20 protein-coding genes and 1 riboswitch are annotated in these 20,180 nt (G+C 29.5%); of the genes, 5 read left to right on the plus strand and 15 right to left on the minus strand.

All coding sequences use genetic code 11. The features are described 5' to 3' along the window. Positions 1-164: 164 nt before the first annotated feature. Positions 165-1,358, plus strand: coding sequence for an enoyl-ACP reductase FabV (gene fabV, locus FVE73_RS06285; protein ID WP_018497819.1), 1,194 nt, complete (start codon positions 165-167; stop codon positions 1,356-1,358). A gap of 102 nt (positions 1,359-1,460) precedes the next feature. On the opposite strand, the gene FVE73_RS06290 is transcribed toward fabV, so the two are convergent. Next, the gene (locus tag FVE73_RS06290) at positions 1,461-1,898 is read right to left on the minus strand and encodes a hypothetical protein (RefSeq protein ID WP_018497818.1); all 438 of its coding nucleotides are present in this window, start codon (positions 1,896-1,898) and stop codon (positions 1,461-1,463) included. A 28-nt stretch (positions 1,899-1,926) separates the two neighbouring features. After that, positions 1,927-2,556 carry an EndoU domain-containing protein gene (locus FVE73_RS06295; protein WP_018497817.1) on the minus strand — a complete coding sequence of 210 codons (630 nt, stop codon included), beginning with the start codon at positions 2,554-2,556 and terminating at the stop codon, positions 1,927-1,929. A gap of 212 nt (positions 2,557-2,768) precedes the next feature. Here FVE73_RS06295 and trpS point away from each other — a divergent pair, with 212 nt between their 5' ends. The 3 genes from trpS to FVE73_RS06310 all read left to right on the plus strand — a co-directional run bounded on the left by trpS (position 2,769) and on the right by FVE73_RS06310 (position 4,869). After that, on the plus strand, positions 2,769-3,743 hold the full coding sequence (gene trpS / locus FVE73_RS06300) for a tryptophan--tRNA ligase (RefSeq protein WP_018497816.1): 975 nt from the start codon (positions 2,769-2,771) through the stop codon (positions 3,741-3,743). A 65-nt stretch (positions 3,744-3,808) separates the two neighbouring features. Beyond that, positions 3,809-3,979, plus strand: a complete 171-nt coding sequence (locus tag FVE73_RS06305) for a helix-turn-helix domain-containing protein (RefSeq protein ID WP_232058546.1) — start codon at positions 3,809-3,811, stop codon at positions 3,977-3,979. Positions 3,980-4,002: 23 nt separating this feature from the next. Then, entirely contained in the window at positions 4,003-4,869 is an 867-nt protein-coding gene (locus FVE73_RS06310; protein WP_018497814.1) for a DUF4431 domain-containing protein, read from the plus strand. A 228-nt stretch (positions 4,870-5,097) separates the two neighbouring features. On the opposite strand, the gene FVE73_RS06315 is transcribed toward FVE73_RS06310, so the two are convergent. The 13 genes from FVE73_RS06315 to lysA form a co-directional block, all read right to left on the minus strand. Next, a complete protein-coding gene (locus FVE73_RS06315) occupies positions 5,098-6,141 on the minus strand; it encodes a hypothetical protein (RefSeq protein ID WP_018497813.1) in 1,044 nt (347 codons plus the stop codon). A 195-nt stretch (positions 6,142-6,336) separates the two neighbouring features. Continuing rightward, entirely contained in the window at positions 6,337-6,729 is a 393-nt protein-coding gene (locus tag FVE73_RS06320; RefSeq protein ID WP_018497812.1) for an RNA methyltransferase, read from the minus strand. Positions 6,730-6,850: 121 nt separating this feature from the next. After that, positions 6,851-7,684 (minus strand): tRNA 2-thiocytidine biosynthesis protein TtcA, encoded by an 834-nt coding sequence (locus FVE73_RS06325; RefSeq protein WP_018497811.1) that lies wholly within the window; start codon positions 7,682-7,684, stop codon positions 6,851-6,853. 252 nt (positions 7,685-7,936) lie between these two features. Continuing rightward, positions 7,937-8,554, minus strand: coding sequence for a tetratricopeptide repeat protein (locus tag FVE73_RS06330; RefSeq protein WP_018497810.1), 618 nt, complete (start codon positions 8,552-8,554; stop codon positions 7,937-7,939). A gap of 425 nt (positions 8,555-8,979) precedes the next feature. Continuing rightward, positions 8,980-9,711: a tetratricopeptide repeat protein gene (locus tag FVE73_RS06335; protein WP_018497809.1), complete on the minus strand. Its 732-nt coding sequence runs from the start codon at positions 9,709-9,711 to the stop codon at positions 8,980-8,982. A 252-nt stretch (positions 9,712-9,963) separates the two neighbouring features. Further along, positions 9,964-10,506 carry a chromate transporter gene (locus FVE73_RS06340; RefSeq protein ID WP_018497808.1) on the minus strand — a complete coding sequence of 181 codons (543 nt, stop codon included), beginning with the start codon at positions 10,504-10,506 and terminating at the stop codon, positions 9,964-9,966. Continuing rightward, positions 10,503-11,042, minus strand: coding sequence for a chromate transporter (locus FVE73_RS06345; RefSeq protein WP_018497807.1), 540 nt, complete (start codon positions 11,040-11,042; stop codon positions 10,503-10,505). Before FVE73_RS06345 ends, FVE73_RS06340 begins: the two co-directional genes overlap by 4 nt. A 136-nt stretch (positions 11,043-11,178) precedes the next feature. Further along, positions 11,179-12,531 carry a M18 family aminopeptidase gene (locus FVE73_RS06350; protein WP_018497806.1) on the minus strand — a complete coding sequence of 451 codons (1,353 nt, stop codon included), beginning with the start codon at positions 12,529-12,531 and terminating at the stop codon, positions 11,179-11,181. A gap of 227 nt (positions 12,532-12,758) precedes the next feature. After that, positions 12,759-13,643 carry a 4-hydroxy-tetrahydrodipicolinate synthase gene (gene dapA, locus FVE73_RS06355; RefSeq protein WP_018497805.1) on the minus strand — a complete coding sequence of 295 codons (885 nt, stop codon included), beginning with the start codon at positions 13,641-13,643 and terminating at the stop codon, positions 12,759-12,761. Positions 13,644-13,745: 102 nt separating this feature from the next. Continuing rightward, positions 13,746-14,597: a diaminopimelate epimerase gene (gene dapF / locus FVE73_RS06360; RefSeq protein ID WP_018497804.1), complete on the minus strand. Its 852-nt coding sequence runs from the start codon at positions 14,595-14,597 to the stop codon at positions 13,746-13,748. Between the two features lie 14 nt (positions 14,598-14,611). Continuing rightward, positions 14,612-15,424 (minus strand): SDR family NAD(P)-dependent oxidoreductase, encoded by an 813-nt coding sequence (locus FVE73_RS06365; protein WP_018497803.1) that lies wholly within the window; start codon positions 15,422-15,424, stop codon positions 14,612-14,614. Between the two features lie 57 nt (positions 15,425-15,481). After that, the gene (locus tag FVE73_RS06370) at positions 15,482-16,699 is read right to left on the minus strand and encodes an aspartate kinase (protein ID WP_018497802.1); all 1,218 of its coding nucleotides are present in this window, start codon (positions 16,697-16,699) and stop codon (positions 15,482-15,484) included. A gap of 76 nt (positions 16,700-16,775) precedes the next feature. Continuing rightward, positions 16,776-18,086, minus strand: a complete 1,311-nt coding sequence (lysA, locus tag FVE73_RS06375; RefSeq protein WP_018497801.1) for a diaminopimelate decarboxylase — start codon at positions 18,084-18,086, stop codon at positions 16,776-16,778. Between the two features lie 262 nt (positions 18,087-18,348). Next, a riboswitch (Lysine riboswitch) is annotated at positions 18,349-18,524 on the minus strand. A 211-nt stretch (positions 18,525-18,735) separates the two neighbouring features. Between lysA and FVE73_RS06380 the strand changes: the two genes are divergently transcribed. Further along, positions 18,736-20,142 (plus strand): MATE family efflux transporter, encoded by a 1,407-nt coding sequence (locus tag FVE73_RS06380; protein WP_018497800.1) that lies wholly within the window; start codon positions 18,736-18,738, stop codon positions 20,140-20,142. Positions 20,143-20,180: the final 38 nt, after the last annotated feature.

Genomic DNA, 20,180 nt, shown 5'->3' on the forward strand with positions numbered 1-20,180 from the left:
TAGTCAATATTTTTAAAATTATTTTGATAACCAAAGTTATTTATTTTTACTTAATTTAAAATATTTCTTGAAAACTTAACTTAAAATATGTTATCATTTTAAATGTACATGTTTTTTAAAAAATAAAAAATGATATAATAAATAATTTTAGGAGGAAAAAATAAATGGTTATAAAACCTAGATTAAAAGGTGGTTTAGCACTTACAAATCACCCAATTGGAGCAAAGGAATTTGTAAAAAGACAAATTGACTATGTAAAATCGCAAGATAAGTATAAAGGTCCAAAAAAAGTGCTGATTATTGGGTCTTCTTCTGGATATGGGCTTGCAACAAGAATCTCCCTTGCTTTTGGTGCTGGAGCTGAAACTATTGGAGTGGCATTTGAAAAAGGTATAGAAGGGAAAAGAACTGGATCTGCTGGATGGTGGAACACAATTGCATTTGATGAAGCTGCTGAAAAGGAAGGATTAAAATATAAGAATTTCATTGGTGATGCTTTTTCATTTGAAATGAAAGATGATGTAATAAAATTTATTAAAGAAGAATTTGGCGGGAAAATTGATTTGTTAATTTACAGTTTAGCAAGCGGAGTTAGGACTGATCCTATTGATGGCATAACTTACCGTTCAGCATTAAAATCTACTACAAAGGAAATTACAGGACCAACTATCAATTTTGAAAAGGAAACTATGGAAGAAACAACAATGGGTGTTGCAACTCCTGAAGAAATTAAAAGTACTATAAAAGTTATGGGTGGAGAGGACTGGAAATTATGGATTGAAGCACTTGATAAAGGCGGAGTTCTTTCTGAAGGCTTTAAAACAGTAGCTTACTCATATTTAGGACCAAAAGTAACTTACGGAATTTATAAGGAAGGTACAATTGGAGCGGCAAAAAGAGATTTGGAACATACTTCTGATGTTTTAAATGACTTTTTGAAGGAAAAATATAATGGAGAGGCTTATGTTTCATTAAGTAAAGCATTAATGACAAAAGCAAGTGCAGTTATCCCTATTTTCCCATTATACGCAGCATTGCTTTATAAAGTAATGAAGGAAAAAGGTATTCACGAAGGTACAATCCAACAAAAACATAGATTATTAACTCAAATGGTTTATGGAAATCATCCAGTAATTGATGACGAAAGAAGATTACGTCCAGATAACTGGGAAATGCGTGAAGACGTTCAAGCTGAAGTTGAAGCACTTTGGGACAAAATTACACCAGAAAACTTTAAGGAAATAAGTGATTATGCTGGAGCAAGGGAAGAATTCATGCAATTAAACGGATTTGACTTTGACAATGTAGATTACGATGCTGATCTTGATTTAGAAGAATTAGCAAAATTAAGACCTTAATTTTAAAGATTTACAAAAATAAAATTTATAAAATAAAAAAAAATTAGACTATCTTGATTTAGAATAAAAATTAATCTTTTCAAATAGTCTTTTTTATTTTTATTAAATCTCCACCATAATTTCGCTTTTTAAATCAAATTCCATTCTCAAAAACTTTTTCCAGCTTTCCAAAACTTTTTTATACTCTTCAAACTTACAGCTCCACAGCGGATATTCCTCACAAATCCCAAAAATTGTATGCTCAAATTCCACTTTATTCTTATCAATTTTATGCTGAAAAGCTTGACCATCCCAAGTAGTTTCACGTAATTCCCCACTTTCAATTTGTTTCAATTTAGGCAATAGAATATCAATTATTTTCGTGTCTGGGAAATCTTCCATTATTCCAGTTATTAAATATTTTGTATATTCTTTTTTCTTTTTTTCTAAATATCTGTTTTTTTTCTTATTTTTTTCTATTTCTAGTTCAGAAAATTTTATTTCTGGAAATGCAGTCAGCCCAAAATCTTCATCATCATAATAGCCAAATTTTATAATCATTATGCTTTTCCTTTCTTCAAACTAATTTTTAATGGTTTTCATAAACTGGATAAGCTGTTATTCTAGGACTTTTATAACCTCGAATTAAAACTCCGCTTTTGCTAATTCCTTGCCACATATTGCTATCTCTGCCCTTTAAATCTTTTCTGTTTTCCCAGGCCGAATTTATTTCATCAATAATTCTAGCTTCATCCCAATTTTCTGGAAATATCGTATTTACACCGCCATTAGACGTTTTTGACTGCCAAGTTCCGTCCTTCTTCCTTACTTCGATGCTTGCCCGATATACTCCATTTTTCGCTGGACTCCCAATTTTTTTCACAATTCTGACATCTCCACGTAAAAGCGAATGTCCTCCCGTAACTTTTCCTTGCGAATTTTCATCCCCGCCAATTACGTGTTCGTAATCAATTTTATATTTTTTGTTTTCTAATTTTTTATCGCTTTTATATTGTTTTTCAGCAATATTTTTCTTATTCTTATTTTTTTTATTATTTTCCCATTTAGCAAATTTACTGCTTTTTTCATCTTGTGCAACAAATCCTTTTGAAAAATCATTTTTTATTTTATTACTGTTTCTTCCAAAATACATTTTTCCAAGTCCAAATAGTACAACAATAATAAGCAACAGTATTTTTGTTAATCTATTTCTGTTCATTTTATAAACTTCTCCTTTTCATATTTCAATTTGAGCATATTATATCAAAGTTATACTTTAAAATCAATAGAACTCTATTTTAATGTTTTACAAAAGATTTTTTTAGTGATATAATATTGACATATTATTAAAACATATTTTAATTTTTTTAAAATAAATTAAATTAATTAAGTTTTAGAATAAAAATATTTAAACAAATTATGGAGGTTTTTATGAGAAGTTTGTCTGGTATTCAACCCAGCGGTATTTTACATATTGGGAACTATTTTGGAGCTATTAAGCAATTTGTAAAATTGCAAGATAAATATGAAGGTTTCTATTTTTTAGCAAATTATCATGCTCTGACATCTTCGCCAAAAGGGGAAGATTTAAAATCTAACACAATAAACGTAATTTTAGATTATTTGGCTTTGGGTCTAGATCCTAAAAAATCCACATTATTTTTACAGTCGGATGTGCCTGAACATACAGAATTATCTTGGATTTTATCAAATATTTCTCCAATGGGACTATTGGAAAGAGCTCATTCATATAAAGATAAGGTTGCAAAAGGAATTAAGCCAAATGTAGGACTATTTACTTATCCAATACTTATGGCAGCTGATATTTTAATGTACTCACCTGATATTGTGCCTGTTGGGAAAGATCAGAAGCAGCATGTGGAAATAACTCGTGATATTGCCATTAAATTCAATGAAACTTACGGAAAGGAAATTTTTAAATTACCAAAGGAAAAAATCGTTGAAAACGTAGCAACTGTGCCAGGAACAGACGGTGATAAAATGAGTAAATCCTATGGAAACGTAATAAATATGTTCGGTTCAAAAAAATCATTGAAAAAACAAATTATGAACATTGTAACAGATTCAACACCTTTGGAAGAGCCAAAAGATCCTGACAATAACATCACGAAATTATATGCCCTTTTTGCAACAGAAGCAGAAGTAGAAGCATTAAAAGAAAAATTCAGAGCAGGAAACTTTGGATATGGACATGCCAAAAATGAATTATTTGACAAATTTATGGATTATTTCACACCATTCCAGAAAAAACGTGAAGAGCTGGAAAATAATATGGATTATGTTTATGAAATTTTACATGAAGGTGCAGTTAAGGCTAGAAGTATTGCTACTGCCAAGATGGATGAAGTTAGAGATGTAGTTGGACTTTTGAAGAAAAATTATTAAAAGATGAAGTATTTAGAAAAGAATATGAAAGTCTTGAAGTAGAATTTCAAATTATAAAAGAAATTATTGAAGCAAGAAAAGATAAAAACATTACACAAAAGAAATTATCAGATTTAACTGGGATAATGCAAGAAGATGTAAGTAAAATAGAAAACGGAAATCCCAATCCTTCATTGAAAACATTAAAAAAATTGGCTGCCACATTTGGTAAAAAATTAGTGATTTCATTTGAATAAAAAAAATGAAAGGAAATTAATATATGAAAAAATTAATTATATTATCAATATTATTGACAACTCTTTCATGTGGTTTAAATAATAAAGGTAATAATGATAAAAAATCAGAAAAAAATTCTGTGGAAAAAGTAAGGACTTCAGAACAAGAAGTAAAAGAAATGGTTGAATTATGGAATAAAGCTTCAAGTAATGGGGACTTTACAGTTTTGGAAAATATGCTTGCAGATAAAGTTGAATATTATCAGCAAACAGTTACAAGGGATTACTATATTAAAGATCAAAAGAAATTCTTTGAAAAGAATCCTGTTTACGGACAAGTAATTAAAGGTGACATTAATATTCAACAAATTTCAGATACACAATATAAAGCAGAATTTGTAAAAGAAGTTACAACTAAAAAAGGAACGAAAGATTATCCATCTTATTTAGTTTTCAAAAAAATAGGAGATGAATGGAAATTAATTTTAGAAAGTGATACAGTTTCTGATGCAAATATTGAGAAAAAGAAAAAACAAAAAACAGAAAGTCCTAATAAATCAACATATTATTATGGAGATAATCAAACTTTAATTGGAACATTTGATATAAAGAAAATATTTGTAGAAGACGGAGCAGCAAATGAAAACGGAAAAACTATTTATCCATATTTTTTATTTTTGAGTTCACCAATAAAAGTAGTTCCTTCAGTTGCAAATGATTCTGAAAATGTAGTTGAAACAGGAGTAACTGAATTACACTTAGTTCTTGATGAAAATTTAATTAACTATTTAAAATCAAATCAAGCATATGGTAAAAAAGTTAAAATGACAGGAGAGTTATTTCATTCGCAGACTATACATCATCAGTCTGCTGTTTTAATGAATGTTAAAAATATAGAAATATTAAATTAATTCATGAAAATATAAAATGAAAAGACTGACTGCTAAAAATCAAGTAACTACGTTTGAAAAAATTTAATATTATTTTCTATTAGACCAATGAATTTGTTATAAACTTTATTTTACAAGAAGTCTTAATCCCTTGCAAAAAAATTCATAACTAGTCTGCTATTTAAATAAAAAAGGCACGCTCAGGTGTCTTTTTTTGAACTTTAAATTTTTTTACTACTTCTATGTATACTAATTTTTTATAAGACTTGCATTAATTATAGCATACAAATTTTTAGCATCTTTTTCAAATTTTACACTATATTTATAACCTTTTTCAGTTTTTTCTATATTTTCAGGTAATTTGTTAAATTCAAGTCCATTTTCTGCATTAATTAGAGTAATTTTTAAATTTCGTATATTTTTTGAAGGTTTATTTTGAAAAATTACATTTATATCAAGATTAATCGCTTTATTTTTTTCAGCCAGTATCTTTTCTTTTTCAGTTTCAGATAAATCTGTAACTTTTGAAGAAATTTTTACAATTTCAGGCTTTTCTGGAGCTGCTCCTTCGCTATTTGTAAGTATCAATATTTTGTCATTTTGTCTAGTTTTGTTGGATATTTCAAATACGATTTTTTCAAAATTCTTAATGTCTTTCACTTTAATATTTTTTGCTTTCAGATCGAGTGTGTTTCCAGTTATTACATCAACAGGTTCAGGCTTATTGTCTTTTACATTTATATTACGACTTCCTCTTCCTCCAAATAATATGCTTTCTTTCCCAAACAATACAGAATTACTCTCTATTACGATTTTATTATTTATGACAGAACCTCTGTGGCTGTAACCGCCATAAACATTACCACCAATTTTCGAATCGCCTTTTATTATTATTTCATTATCACTTACTACTGAATTTTGTCCAGCACCACCATAGACGCTTCCACCTCTTACTGCTTTCACTCCATCTTTTTCCCAAAATCCATTTGTTGCCAAAACACCACCATTAATAATTACCTTGTTATTTTTTATTTTAGAAAATTTATTATCGTTGTCTTCTACTGCACCAAAAACACGTTCAAGAGGCTTTCCCCCTGAATTAATATAGACAGTATTCCCTTCAGGACTTGAAGAAATACCAAATGAATTTTCCAATTTTACAAATCCTAATGCTTGAGTAGCCTTATTATCTTTTGGATATGTCACCATTTCCTTTGCAGCAAGACTCATACTTAACATTGCAATTCCCGCTAAAATAATTAATCCCTTTTTTAATTGACTTCCCATTTTCATAATGTCCTCCTAGAAATAAATTATTTTCAAAATTAAATTTTGAATAAGTTTATATATATTTTACTCCTAATTAGTTTGATTGTCAATTATTAAGTTAATAAAAATATATTGAGAAACATTATACATTCAATTTCATTGATAAAAGAATTTTTGTATAACTATTTTTTTAAGTTTATGTTTTTAACTTCATATATTTTATTTATTTTTTAAATATTTTTTATAAACTTTCTTAAATTCCAAATCCTCATCAATATTCTCCAACTTTTTTTCAAATAAATCCATTCTATTTTTCATAGTTTTTTCAATCGAATGAAATTGTCTATATTCACTAATTTTAGCATGATTTCCACTTTGCAAGACTTCTGGAACAGTATAGCCGTCAATTTCCACAGGTCTTGTATACTGCGGAAATCCCAGAAGTCCATTATAAAATGAATCAGTTTCAAAGGATTCCTTTTTTATTACTCCTTCTTTTATACGAATTACAAAGTCCATGATTATAAGGGTCAGTAAATCTCCTCTGCTTAGAACGTAATCACCAATAGAAATTTCCTCATCTCCAAATTTATCAATTACTCTTTGAGCCAATCCTTCGTAATGCCGTAAATAAGGACAATTTCTTCTTCTTTTTTTAAATTCTGTAACTTTTTTAGATTAACTGTTTTCTTTACAGGGATAAAAAAAGAATAACTGATAACTATTCTAGTATTTATTTATTCTTATCTATATCACCACCTGTATATCCAAAAACATAATCCAAATTTATATTTCTCATTGAATTAAATACACTTTGCTTTACTCCTGGATTCTTTTCTTCAAGTTCAGCCAGCAGATTTTTCACTTCCCTACGTTTGCTTGAAGTTTTTCCAGCTTCAATTGTACATCCACAGTTCATTGCACGAATCCCATTTGTTTTTGTATAATCAATTATATCAGCTTCTTTTACGTAAATTAACGGACGAATCAATTCTAATTTTCCAGAAGTTGAGGGAACTTTTGGAGTCATTGTTTTCATTGTTCCAGCATAAAGCATATTTATAAGAGTCGTTTCAATTACATCATCAAAATGATGTCCAAGCGTCAATTTATTAAATCCAAGTTCTTCCACTTGTGTATACAAAATTCCACGCCGCATTTTAGCACATAAAAAGCACGGATAATCTTTAGCCTTTTCATTTGCAATTTCCCAAATATTTGTATCAATAATATCACAGTCAATATTTAGCTTATTCAAATTATTTTTAAAATTATCCAAATCAGAATTTCTAAATCCTGGATTCAGACTGACTGCCTTAAATTCAAAATTTTTCCGTCTATCTTTTTTTAATTCCTGAAATAATTTTACCAAAAGTAAACTGTCCTTTCCGCCAGAAACACCAATCGCAATTTTATCTCCATTTTGAATCATATCAAAATCACTAATTGCCTTCAAAAATTTTGACCAAATACTTTTTTTATAAGTTGTCACTATACTTTTTTCAATTTCCTCCACATCCTTCATCGGACAATCTGGAAGGATTGCTTCACATACTAAATTTACCACTTTCTTTCTCCTTTAACATTTATACTTTTTTTATTTTTAAATAATAGATTAAAATCCTCGTTAAATTTTTACATCTTCAATTTCAAGCAAAAATAATAAAAAGCTGTCATAGATAAGAATTTCACTCCTTATTTTAAGACAACTTTTTATACTAAAGATTTCTTTTCTTATTCATTTAAATTCCCAAATTTTGATATATTTTACTAACTACATGCCCAATTTCTACCATTTTATCTAATTATTTAGTTAATATTAAATAACTTCCGCATTTGTAGCTTTAAAATTTATTTTTTTATTTTCTTTATTAATTACATTTCCATATTTATCTTCTATATAATGTATTTTTTCAATAAGCCCTTCATCTCGGGAATCAATCCTAAATGCTGCTTTATATTCTTCCAAAGCCTTTTTGTGCCGTCCCATATGCTCATACTTTCTAGCAAAATCAATATGTGCAATATACATATCAAAATCAAGGAATATTGCAAGGTCATAACAATCAACTGCTTCAGATATTTTGCCTTTTCTTGAATAAATATTTCCCAAAAGGAACAAAATAAACGGCTCATCTTTTGTACTTACATCAAGTGCCCTATTAAAGTTTTCTTCAGCTTTGTCAAGTTCTTCATTTTCATAATACAAATAACCTAAAAAAGCTCGTATTTCAATTTCATTTGGCTGTAAATTTACTAATTTTTCATAAATTTCAATTGCCTTGTTGTTTTCCTTTAATGCATGATAAATAGAAGCCAATGTTTTTAATACTTCCACATTGTCTGGATTATTTTTTATTTTTTCTAAATTTTCTTTAAGAAGCTGTTTATTATTTTCGTTGTATCTTATTTCTCTAAAAATCAATGTTTCTAACATTATTTCCCACTGCTACTATATCTATTCTTAATTAAAACATCATTTTTTTCTTAATTAAATAGCCTGTATTAATGTAGCATCTCCTTTCTTTTTTTCCTTAATTTTCACAAAAGTTTCAAAAATTATCTAAAATCTAATAAAAAATCTATAATTTGGAGAATTTATAATTTTAGGTTAGCTTTAAGTTGAATATTTTAATCATAATTTATGTAATAATTTAAAATTATAAAATTGATAATTAAATTTTTTAAACTATAGAATTTATATTTGATTAAAATAAAAATTATAGAGTTGCATAAATATATTTAAATTTCTTAACTTATTTTATCACAAATAACGATTTTAGTAAATAACATTATTCAGAAAATTTTTTCTACTCTTTTAAATTAAGATTAAAGAAGTAAATAAAATGGGGATTTTAAATATTATTTCAATTTAACCAGTTTGTTTTTCGCCTCTTGACTTCCAGACTTTATAGCCTTTTCATAATATTCTCTAGCTTCTTTTGTGCTTTTTTCTACACCTTTTCCGTTTGCATACAAATCTCCAAGTGCTTCATACATTGGGGCTGCCGTCTTATCTATTCTGTCTTCTGCTTTTTTATAAAACTCTATTGATTTTGCATAATCTCCAACTTTTTCATAAAGCTTTCCAAGTTTATAACTTGAAACTAAATCTCCGCTGCTATCCCCAATTTCATAGTAAAATTCCGCATCATCCAGGCTCTTTTTGACTCCAAGTCCATTTTCAGACATTATTCCCAAATATCTAGGTCCTTGTGCATCTCCACCATCAACAGAACTTGAAAATGATGAAAATGCTTTTTTATAATCTTTTTTTACCCCCAAGCCTTCCAAATAAAGAATTCCAATATTTCTCATTGCACGATAATTCTTATTTTCAGCGGCTTTTTTACTCCATTCCATAGATTTTTTATAATCTGCCTTAATTCCATCTCCCTGAAGATATATTTCACCAAGTTCAGCTTGTGCTTCCGTATCCCCTTTTTTAGCCTTTTCTGTCAATTCCTTAATTTTATCATTCATTTTATTTTCCAAAGTTACATTATTTTGGGAATTTCTTGCTCTTTTATTCTTCTTTCCGCAACTAAATACCAAAATTAATATTAATGTTGCAATAATATACTTTTTTTTCATAATTTCCTTCTTTCTATTTCTATTATTACTTTTTTGCTAAACTTTTTAATTTTTAATTCAATAACTTGTTTTTTTACAATCTATGTTACTTTAGCAAAAAATAAATTTTTTATTTTATGATGTTTATTTTATAATTAAGACTAATTTAAAATCAAACTCACAAGTTAACTGTCTTATTTAATTTATATCAATTTGACTTTAAAAAAATCCGAATATATTATAATTTTGAACTCGTATAGCTTACAAAAAATTTTAATAAATTATAATTCCCACAATAGCCGCAATTACTGTCAGTAATATTGGACTCATCTTCCACTTTAGCACAAGCGCCATTGACACAATAAATATCACAACACTTTTCCAATCAATAAAATTATTCTTATCAATTAATAACATCGCAGCTGCTAGAATCAATCCAACAACAACAATTTTAAGCCCAGCGAATGCATTGTCTATATATTTATTGTCTTGAAACTTTAAATAAAATTTACTAAAAAAAGACATTACAATAACTGACGGAAGAATTAATCCTATTGTTGCAACTGTTCCAGTTAAAATTCCATTCCAAACCCCTGCTTTATTCCCTACTAAATATCCAACATAAGTTGCTGAATTTAATGAAATTGGACCTGGAGTTACTTGAGAAATTGCCACAATATCTGTAAATTGCTGTATATTTACCCATTTATGAAAATCTACAACATCAGCCTGAATAAGCGGTAAAATCGCATATCCTCCACCAAAACTAAATAATCCTATCTTAAAAAATATAAAAAATAATATTAATAATATCATTTATTTCCCCTCCAAATCATCCAAACATTACCTAAAACAGCACCTAAAATAATCATCGCAATAGGCGGAAATTTCAAAAACACAACCATTGCTGCTACCAAAATTACAATCCACAATGTTTTACGATTAATTTTGGCTGATTTACCAATTGTATAAACACTCGCCGCAATTAATGCAACTACCATTGGTCTTATCGCTTTAAAAGCCTTTATTACATAAATATTATCCTGTATATTGCTAAATAACGAAGCTATAAGAAGAATTACTATAAATGATGGCAATGTCGAAGCTATAACCGTAACTGCTACTCCTAACATCTTTTTCATCTTATATCCTACAAAAACCGATATATTTACTGCTAATGCACCTGGTGAAGATTGTGCAAGAGCCAAAAGTTTGATAAATTCCTCTTCTTCAATCCACTTTTTTTTTACTACAATTTCAGCTTGAATAAGTGGAACCATAGCATACCCACCACCAAGAGTAAATGCACCAATTTTGAAGAAAATCCAAAATAATTCCAAATATACTTTCATCTTACTTTACTACCTTTCTAAATCATTTATTTTTCATTTTATCATAAATATCATAATATTACAAATATCCAAATAATTAAATATAAAACCAAAAAAGATAGCCAAATCTTGACTATCTCTCTAAAAATAACATATTTTACCTTTTGGAAAAAAATTCCTTTGCCAATTCCTTTAAATAAAACACATCAAAAATTCCACATAATTCCCGTACCGAATGCATTGCAAGCATCGGAACTCCCAAATCCACTCCATCTATATCCAGATGTGTCGATGAAATCGGACCAATCGTACTTCCACCAAGTTCATTTGATTCATTTACAAATGGCTGAATTTGTATTTCAGTGCCTTCAATAAGCTGTTTAATTACTGCAATCGAATATCCATCAGAAGTATATTTTTGCTTTGCACTTATTTTTATAGAAATCCCTTCGTTTATTTTCCCACGATTCGTAGGATCTGTTTTGCCTAAATGTGCAGGATGTGCCGCATGTGCCGCATCAGCTGATAAAATATACGAACTTTCTAGCATTTGCAAAAAATCCCCTCGGCTAAGCCCAAGAGCCAGCGAAACTCTTTCAAGCGTATTTAACAAATAATTAGAATCTGCCCCTTGCTTTGTAGCACTTCCTATTTCTTCATTATCAAACGCCACAAAAATATTAATTCTATCCTGATTTTCTTCAGCTTCCAAAAGTCCAATCAGCCCTGTATAAACAGAAGCAAGATTATCAATTTTTGGTGATGACATAAATTCTTCATTTGCCCCCAAAAGACATCCTTTTTCAGTCGCATACAAATACAAGTCAAAATCAATTATATCTTCCTTTTTTATTCCAGTTTTCTCTAAAATAATTCTTTCAAGATAACCTTCCCTTTCAAAATTTTTGTTAATAAGTGAAATCACAGGCAAAACATCATTCTGCTTATCAATCTTTACCCCATTATTTACTTCCCTGTTTTGATGAATTGCCAGATTTGGTATTGTCAGAAGCGGCTCATCTATCTTAATTTTCACAGTTCTTGGAAAAAATGAATTTTCTCCTTTCACAATAACACGTCCAGCAATAGAAAGCGGTCTATCAAACCAGGTGCTTAAAATAGGCCCTCCATAAACTTCTGTATTTAATCTTACTACATTTTCTGTAATAATTTCAGGATTAGGCTTTATTCTGAAACAAGGAGAATCCGTATGTGCCCCAAATATTTTAAACCCATTTTTCACATCAAAATCCTCTCCAACCGTAAAGGCAATTATAGTGGAACTAGATTTTTTTAAAAAATACTTTCCGCCCTTTTTAATTTCCCATTTTTCACGTGGCATAATTCTTTCAAACCCATTTTCATCCAAAATATCCGAACAGTTTTTCACAACGTGATAAGTACTTGGACTTTCATCAATAAATTCGATAACTTCCCTTGCAAAACTTTTCACTTCCATCTCAATAAAATTTTTCTGTATCTCTTCCAGCTCTCTCGTTGTGTGTATCATCTCTATTCATTCCTCTCAAGTTCAAATTTAAATTATTTAAAAACATTTCCCTATTAACAATATTGTACCCCATAATTTTTAATATTCAAAAAAATTTTTAATATTTTTTCAAATTTTTTGCAAAATTCATTAATTTTATTCAATTTATTTTAAAATTCATCAAATAAAAAAACTGGATTTTACTCCAGCTCTCTTTACAATTCAAAAATTTTTTTAATAAAAAATAGTTAGAAAATTCCTTTTTCTTTAAATACTTTAGTTAATTTTCCATAAGTATCCGCTTCAGCTGCAACCAATGGCAATCTCACCACATCATTATCCAATTTTCCAAGTATCTTCATAGCTGCCTTTACAGTTACAGGATTTCCTTCAACAAACATATTTCTACTTACATCGTATAATTTTGTATGAAGTTCAAACGCCTTGTCAAAATTTTTGTTTAAGAATGAACTAATCAAGTCGCTCATCTCTTGCGGCATTATATTAGCAACTACTGAAACTACTCCTTTTGCTCCAATTGAAAGCATTGGCAGAATTAAATGATCTTCTCCTGACAAGATTTCAATCTTATCCCCACATAAATCTTGAATTTTTATCATTTGCTCAAGGCTTCCTGTTGCTTCCTTTACAGCAACAATTTCAGGCAATTCAGCCAATTTTGCAATAGTTTCTGCTTCAATATTTGTTCCAGTTCTTCCTGGCACATTATAAAGCATTACAGGGAATTTTGCTTCTTTTGCAATTGTTTTATAATGTTCATAAAGCCCTCTTTGACTAGGCTTGTTATAATATGGGCAAGTACTTAATGCCGCATCTGCTCCTAGCTCTTTTGCATATTTCGTCAATTCTACTGCTCTCGCTGTATTATTAGAACCTGCTCCAGCAACAACTTGTATTCTTCCCTTCACTTCTTCCACAACTATTTTTATCACTTTTTCATGTTCTGCAAATGTCAATGTTGGAGCTTCTCCAGTTGTTCCACAAGGCACAATTCCAGCTGTCCCATTTTCAATGTGATAATTTACCAATTCTCTTAATTTATCTTCATCCAATTCCGTTCCATTATTTTTAAACGGTGTTATTAAAGCTACATAAGATCCTTCAAATTTCATTTTTTTCCTTCTTTCTTTAATTTTACTTTAATTTATAATTTTTATTTGAAACTCATATTTTAGTAATAAATTTTATCATTTAAACTAGAAATAATAAAAAAATTATCTTTGAAACTTATATAATCCTTCAGCAATTTTTTCACTAGGTCCAGTCATAAAGGCATCATTTTCCTCGCCTTCGTATTCAATAACAAGCTGTCCGCCAGGAACTTTTACATTTACCTTGTCATCTACAAATCCAAAAGTTTTAGCAAGCACTGCTGAAGCTGTTGCACCTGTTCCACAAGCCAATGTCCTTCCTGCTCCACGTTCCCAAGTAATTACTTCCATTCGCTTTCTATCATACACTTTCACAAAATTTACATTAACTTTTTTAGGAAATAAATCAGTATAATTTTCAATTTTTTCCCCAATTTCATCAATATCATAATCACTAAAGTCATTTACAAATATTACAGAATGGTCAGTTCCCATAAAGATATACGAAATTTCAATTTCTTTTCCATCAATGTTTATTTTTTCTCGTAAAAACTGCTCTTTTTCTGTATTTATCAATTCTTTTATGTTAAAAATAGGTTTTCCCATATTTACTCTTGCTGAAAAATCATCCTTTTCCTCATCATAATTCACTCTTATTGTCAAATCTCCAGGAACTGTCTTTACAACAAACTCATTTCCATCAATTAAATGATTATTCACAAGATAATGTGAAAAGCATCTTATTCCATTTCCACACATCGGTGCCTGACTTCCATCTGCATTAAAGAAAAACATAAACGGCATACTTGCCACATATTTTAAAATAATCAGTCCATCTGCACCTATTCCAAAATGTCTATCGCAAACTTGGCTTGCAAACTCTCCATATTCAGGTATCCCCTTTTCAATCAGCTCTTTTTCGCTAACAATAACAAAATCATTCCCTGCACCCTGATATTTCTCAAATTTTAACATTAAAAAAACCTCCATTAATTTTTATTTTTCTTTTCCTGCAACTTTCTAGCCATTTTCACAACGAATTTTCTCGATAAAAATCTAATTCCAAAAACTGCAATTCTATTAAAAATCCCAGGAATGATAACTGCTTTTTCCTTCTGAAACTCTTTATACCCAATTTCAGCCACTTTCTTCGCAGTCATAACTTTCAATCTCTCAAACAGCGAACTTTCTTCCAAATTGCTGCTCTTCTCAAAGCCAGTATCTGTTGGTCCAGGACAAAGTGCCGATATTCTAATATTTTTTCCACGAACATCATTTTTCACTTCTTCCCTAACTGCTTCCGTAAACGACTGCACAAAGGCTTTACTCGCATAATACGTACTCATTAAAGGCCCTGGCATAAAAGCTGCAATTGAAGACACATTTAATATCCCGCCATTTCCATCCTTTAGCATATCATTTAAAAACAGTCTTGTCAATTCTACAACTGCCTTTATATTCAAGTTTATCATTGCATCATTTCTTTTCATCGTTTCTTCATCAGATTCAGAAAATTTCCCATAGATCCCAACTCCAGCATTATTCACGAGTACATTTATTTTCAATTTTTCAGATTTCACTTGATTATAAAGCCTTTCAGCTGCATTTTCCAGTGACAGATCATTTTCAATTACAGTTATCTTGATATTTTTAGAAATTTCTTCAAAAATCTCTTTTTTTAAAATTTCCAGCTTATCTTTATTTCGTGCCACAACAACCAGATTATGCCCGTTTTTTGCATAAATTTTAGCAAGTTCATAGCCAATTCCACTGCTTGCTCCTGTTATTAAAACTGTTTCCATAAAAATTCCCTTTTTTGTATTAAACCCAATCCTGTAAAAAGATACTTCAATAATTTTTTATATATCAAACTCTCTTGCAAATAATTCTGCAACTTTTTTACCCATAACTTCATCCACAACCAATGAAATACTAATTTCTGAAGTCGAAATTTGGTGAAAACTTATATCATTTTCAGATAAGATTTTAAACATTTTTGCAGCTACACCAACGTTACTAATTAATCCAATTCCTACGATTGAAACTTTTGTAACATATTGGTTAATTATAAATGATGTTTTCGGAAATTCAGCTTCTATTTCTTTCCCAATTTTTTCAAGTGCTGCTATATCAGTTTTTGGACAAGTAAATGCAAAACTTCCATGATGGCTAGTTACATCATTTTGACTTATCATATCAATATTTATTCCGTTTGCTTCAGCTTTTTCAAAAATCTCATATACATTTTGTGCATTTGTAGGAATTTCTTCCACGTTTACCATTAATACATTTTCATTTATCGACACTCCAGTTATTACTCTTTCTTCCATTTCTTTAATCTCCTTTATTTTTTGAATTGAAGTTATAATCGTTCCATTTTTTTCACCTAATGATTTTCCAACATAGATTTCTACTCCATATTTCCCACCAAGTTCAACGGCTCTAGGCTCCATTACTCCAGCCCCCAAATAAGCCAATTCCATCATTTCATCATAAGAAATATATGGCAATTTTTTCGCATCGCTATACACTCTCGGATCAATTGAATAAATTCCGTCAACATCCGTATAAATCTCACATTTTCCTCCCAAAGCTGCCGCAAGTGCAACTGCAGAAGTATCAGAACCTCCACGACCCAAAGTAGTTACATCTCCATCTTTGTTAACTCCTTGGAATCCAGCTACAACAACGATTTTCCCTTCATTCAAATGACCTTTTATAACATCACCATTTATATCATCTATTTTATTTTTCATATAATGCCCACTCGTTTTTATCCCCGCTTGAGCCCCTGTCAATGAAATTGCTTCATATCCCAATGTTTGCAATGCAATACTCAAAAGCGAAATTGTTTGTTGCTCTCCAGTCGACATCAATCTATCCATTTCCCTAGAATCTGGATTTTCAGTAATTTCATGAGCTAATTTAATTAATGCATCAGTTGTTTTCCCCATAGCTGAAACTACTACAACTACATCATTTCCTGAATCCTTTACGCTACCTAAATATTTAGCGATATTCATAATTTTTTCAGTTGTGGCAACCGAAGTTCCACCATATTTATGTACAATAATCACAATAAATGCACCTCTATCCTTTCAATCTGTCTTTTCTTTTTATCATTACAAATTATCATTGCAAAAAGAAACAAAATTATAATTCAAAAATTTCATCATTTCTCAATAAATCTTCATAAGATTCTCTTCTAACAGCAACTTTTGCTTTACCGTCTTTTACAAATACAACTCCTGGCGTAACCATTCTGTTGTAGTGGCTTGACATTGTATAACAATAAGCTCCTGTTGTACCAACTGCAACTATATCCCCAACTTTAGTCAATTTTGGCAATTTACCATTTTGAATAATAATATCTCCTGATTCACATAATTTTCCAGCTAATGTAACATCTCTTGTATCAGTATCTTCCATTTTATTAACAACTCCAGCCTCATATTCAGCTTGATAAAGTGCAGTTCTTATATTATCTGACATTCCTCCATCAATAAACACATAAGTTTTTCCACCAACAGTTTCTTTAATTCCACCAACTTCATACAAAGTAGTTCCCGCATTTCCGACAATACTTCTTCCTGGCTCAATACAAAGTTCTTTAAATCCAATTTGATATTTAATTTCCATTGCTTCAGTGTAAGTTATAATTTCGCTAAGCACTTCTTCTATTGGTTTAGGATCATCTCCATTTTTGTAATAAACTCCAAATCCTCCACCCATATTTACTGTGTGAACTACAATTCCCAATTCTTTTTTCAATCTATCCAAATATTTGAAAATTTCATCTAACGCAAAAATAAAGAATGCAGATTGGAATATTTGTGAACCAATATGTGTATGGAACCCTTTAAATTCAATATATGGACTATCATTCAATCTTTTTACAATATCAATCAAATTTTCTTGGAAAAGTGAAATCCCAAATTTCGATGTAAGCCCTGAAGTTTTTATATAATGATGCGTATGTGCTTCAATCCCTGGATCAATTCTCACTAAAACTGCTTGTTTCTTACCTTTTTCCTTACAAACTTTTTCAATCTTAGCAATTTCATCTTCATTATCTACAACAATAGTGTCAATCCCATATTCAACAGCCATTTCAATCTCATTCACCAATTTATTATTCCCATGCAAATGCACTCTTTTCATTGGAAATCCTGCCTTATGTGCTGTATACAATTCTCCACCAGAAACCACATCTAAATCCAATCCTTTAGATTCAACCAATTTAATCATCCCAGTTGTCAAAAACGCTTTCCCTGCATAAGCTATTCTCGTTTTAAATCTTGTAGACTGAAAAGCCTCTTTCATTTTATCAATAGTCGTTTCAATCAATTCCTGATCCATTACATAAAGTGGCGTTTTAAACTCTTTTGCCAACTCAATCGTATCAACTCCTCCTATTGATAAATTCCCTTTTTCATTAATTTTTGCCGTTCCAAATAATTTCATATTTTCACAAAATTTTTCTATTTTTATAAAACTTGAATACTAAATTCTATTTAAAAAAAGTAAAAAAATACTTTATTTAATAACACGGAATCAACATTCCCATCAAATAATTAAGATATTATAAAATAAAAAAACTTTTTTCTCCTTTCAATATTTTTATTTTTTGGATAATAAAAAATGCTGATAATAAGCATCAGCATATAAAACATATATCTAAAATTTTTTTATTATTTATATTAAAACTTAAAAATTTATATGAATTATATCTGACAGCTCCCCATTATCCCTTGATAATGACAGTTCTATGGATATTCTCCATAGCCCCAGCAATAAAGACAGTCAATCCCTACGCTTCGGCAATTATTCCTTTCAACTTATTTCACAGAATCGACTTTTCTCCGTAAATTTACTTTTAATAACTGCACCTCTATCACATAACTTCTATTATTATAACTAATTTTTTTAGATTTGTAAAGTGTTTTTCAAAATTTTAATATATTTTCATATTAAGTCTTTTCAACTTCAAATTTTACTAACCAAACTAAACAAAGAAAATCATAAGAAAAAAAATATTTTAAAATTTCTCAAAAAAATGCTATAATAATAGGATATAATAATTTTTTAAAGAAAGGAGAAAGAAAAAAAGAAAATGAAAACAATATTTAAAACCCAATCTAATGAAGAACGCCGTGAGATGATTTTAAACGGAAAAGTTATAAATACACTGCTTTTCCTATCCATCCCAACATTGCTAGTTGGAATTATTCAGGCGCTTATTCCACTTTCTGACAGTTTATTTCTAAACAGGCTTACAAATGTTGAAGTGGCTAGTTCTGTTACATTTAGTCAGCCTGTATTAAATATTATGATTGCATTGTCGCAAGGGCTTGGAGTTGCTACTCTTGTTATGCTTGGAAGGCTTTATGGAAAAGGAAGAATGCTAGCTGTAAAGGAAACGATGCTGCAAATTTTTGTTTTTAGCTTTGTTATTGGACTTTTTATAATTCCAGTCTGTGTATTTTCAGCCTTTATAATTTCCAAATATACAACTGCTGAAATTCGTGATAATGTCTATATTTATATTGCTCTCTACTCACTTGTAATGCCTTTTGTATTTTTGGCTGCAATTTATAATTCATCGAAAAATGCGATTGGTCGACCTGAAGTTACATTTATTAGAATTTTTTTATTGTTAATTTTAAAAATAATTTTTAATTCAATTTTTCTATATGTCTTAAAAATGGGGATTGTGGGTGCAGTAATGGCTTCGCTTTTTTCCTATATTGCAATCACAATCTGGATGTTTTACGATTTATTTTTAAAAAATGGAGATGTCAAGCTGGATTTAAGAAATTATTCAATGAAACTGCCTATAATAAAAAGACTTCTAAATATCGGCTTTCCATCAATGTTAAACTATGCCTTCCTGTATCTTGGATTTTTCCTTATAAACAAAGAAATGGAAAAATTCGGTGCAATCGCCTTGAATGCACAAGGAATTGCCTCTAACATCAATGCAATCTGCTTTATTTTGCCATCTTCAATCGGAACTACAGTTTCTTCCATGATTAGCATAAATATGGGAACTGGAAATGTGAAGAAGTCTAAAGATGTGTTTAAAATTGGCTGGAGAACAGGAGCTATACTTTCTATTTTAACAATTATCCTTATTTTACCAATTTCAATGCCTCTTGTGCTAACTTTTACAAAAGTTCCAAAAGTTATTGAAATCGCTGATAAGGCTTTGCACATTTACACATATTCGGTAATTGGATTTAGCATTTTTATGATTTCACAAGGAGTTTTTATTGCACTTGGAAGAACAAAAGTTCCTTTAGTTATGTCTATTTTAAGAATATGGCTATTAAGATATATTTTTATCCTGGTAACTCAAAAATATCTTGGACTTTACTCAATTTTCTGGGGAAATTTATTTTCAAATACATTGGCAGGTTTAATCTTCTTTATTTCTGTAAAAAGTATCGACTGGAAAAAAGGTTTTAAAAATAAAGAAAGTAATTATATAAAATTACAAAAAAAATCTCTAGATAAGTAAGAATTTTCTTGCTTAAATAGAGATTTTTTATTGATTCG

It is taken from the genome of Leptotrichia wadei, assembly GCF_007990545.2.
GTDB lineage: Bacteria > Fusobacteriota > Fusobacteriia > Fusobacteriales > Leptotrichiaceae > Leptotrichia > Leptotrichia wadei.

Coding starts and splice junctions, on each gene's coding strand:
- FVE73_RS06310 (WP_018497814.1), top strand. CDS start 4,003: ATGAAAAAATTAATTATATTATCAATATTATTGACAACTCTTTCATGT.
- lysA (WP_018497801.1), bottom strand. CDS start 18,086: ATGAAATTATTTGGAACGGCAAAAATTAATGAAAAAGGGAATTTATCA.
- FVE73_RS06315 (WP_018497813.1), bottom strand. CDS start 6,141: ATGAAAATGGGAAGTCAATTAAAAAAGGGATTAATTATTTTAGCGGGA.
- FVE73_RS06290 (WP_018497818.1), bottom strand. CDS start 1,898: ATGATTATAAAATTTGGCTATTATGATGATGAAGATTTTGGGCTGACT.
- FVE73_RS06330 (WP_018497810.1), bottom strand. CDS start 8,554: ATGTTAGAAACATTGATTTTTAGAGAAATAAGATACAACGAAAATAAT.
- FVE73_RS06345 (WP_018497807.1), bottom strand. CDS start 11,042: ATGAAAGTATATTTGGAATTATTTTGGATTTTCTTCAAAATTGGTGCA.
- FVE73_RS06380 (WP_018497800.1), top strand. CDS start 18,736: ATGAAAACAATATTTAAAACCCAATCTAATGAAGAACGCCGTGAGATG.
- FVE73_RS06365 (WP_018497803.1), bottom strand. CDS start 15,424: ATGGAAACAGTTTTAATAACAGGAGCAAGCAGTGGAATTGGCTATGAA.
- FVE73_RS06350 (WP_018497806.1), bottom strand. CDS start 12,531: ATGATACACACAACGAGAGAGCTGGAAGAGATACAGAAAAATTTTATT.
- FVE73_RS06335 (WP_018497809.1), bottom strand. CDS start 9,711: ATGAAAAAAAAGTATATTATTGCAACATTAATATTAATTTTGGTATTT.
- dapF (WP_018497804.1), bottom strand. CDS start 14,597: ATGTTAAAATTTGAGAAATATCAGGGTGCAGGGAATGATTTTGTTATT.
- trpS (WP_018497816.1), top strand. CDS start 2,769: ATGAGAAGTTTGTCTGGTATTCAACCCAGCGGTATTTTACATATTGGG.
- fabV (WP_018497819.1), top strand. CDS start 165: ATGGTTATAAAACCTAGATTAAAAGGTGGTTTAGCACTTACAAATCAC.
- dapA (WP_018497805.1), bottom strand. CDS start 13,643: ATGAAATTTGAAGGATCTTATGTAGCTTTAATAACACCGTTTAAAAAT.
- FVE73_RS06295 (WP_018497817.1), bottom strand. CDS start 2,556: ATGAACAGAAATAGATTAACAAAAATACTGTTGCTTATTATTGTTGTA.
- FVE73_RS06340 (WP_018497808.1), bottom strand. CDS start 10,506: ATGATATTATTAATATTATTTTTTATATTTTTTAAGATAGGATTATTT.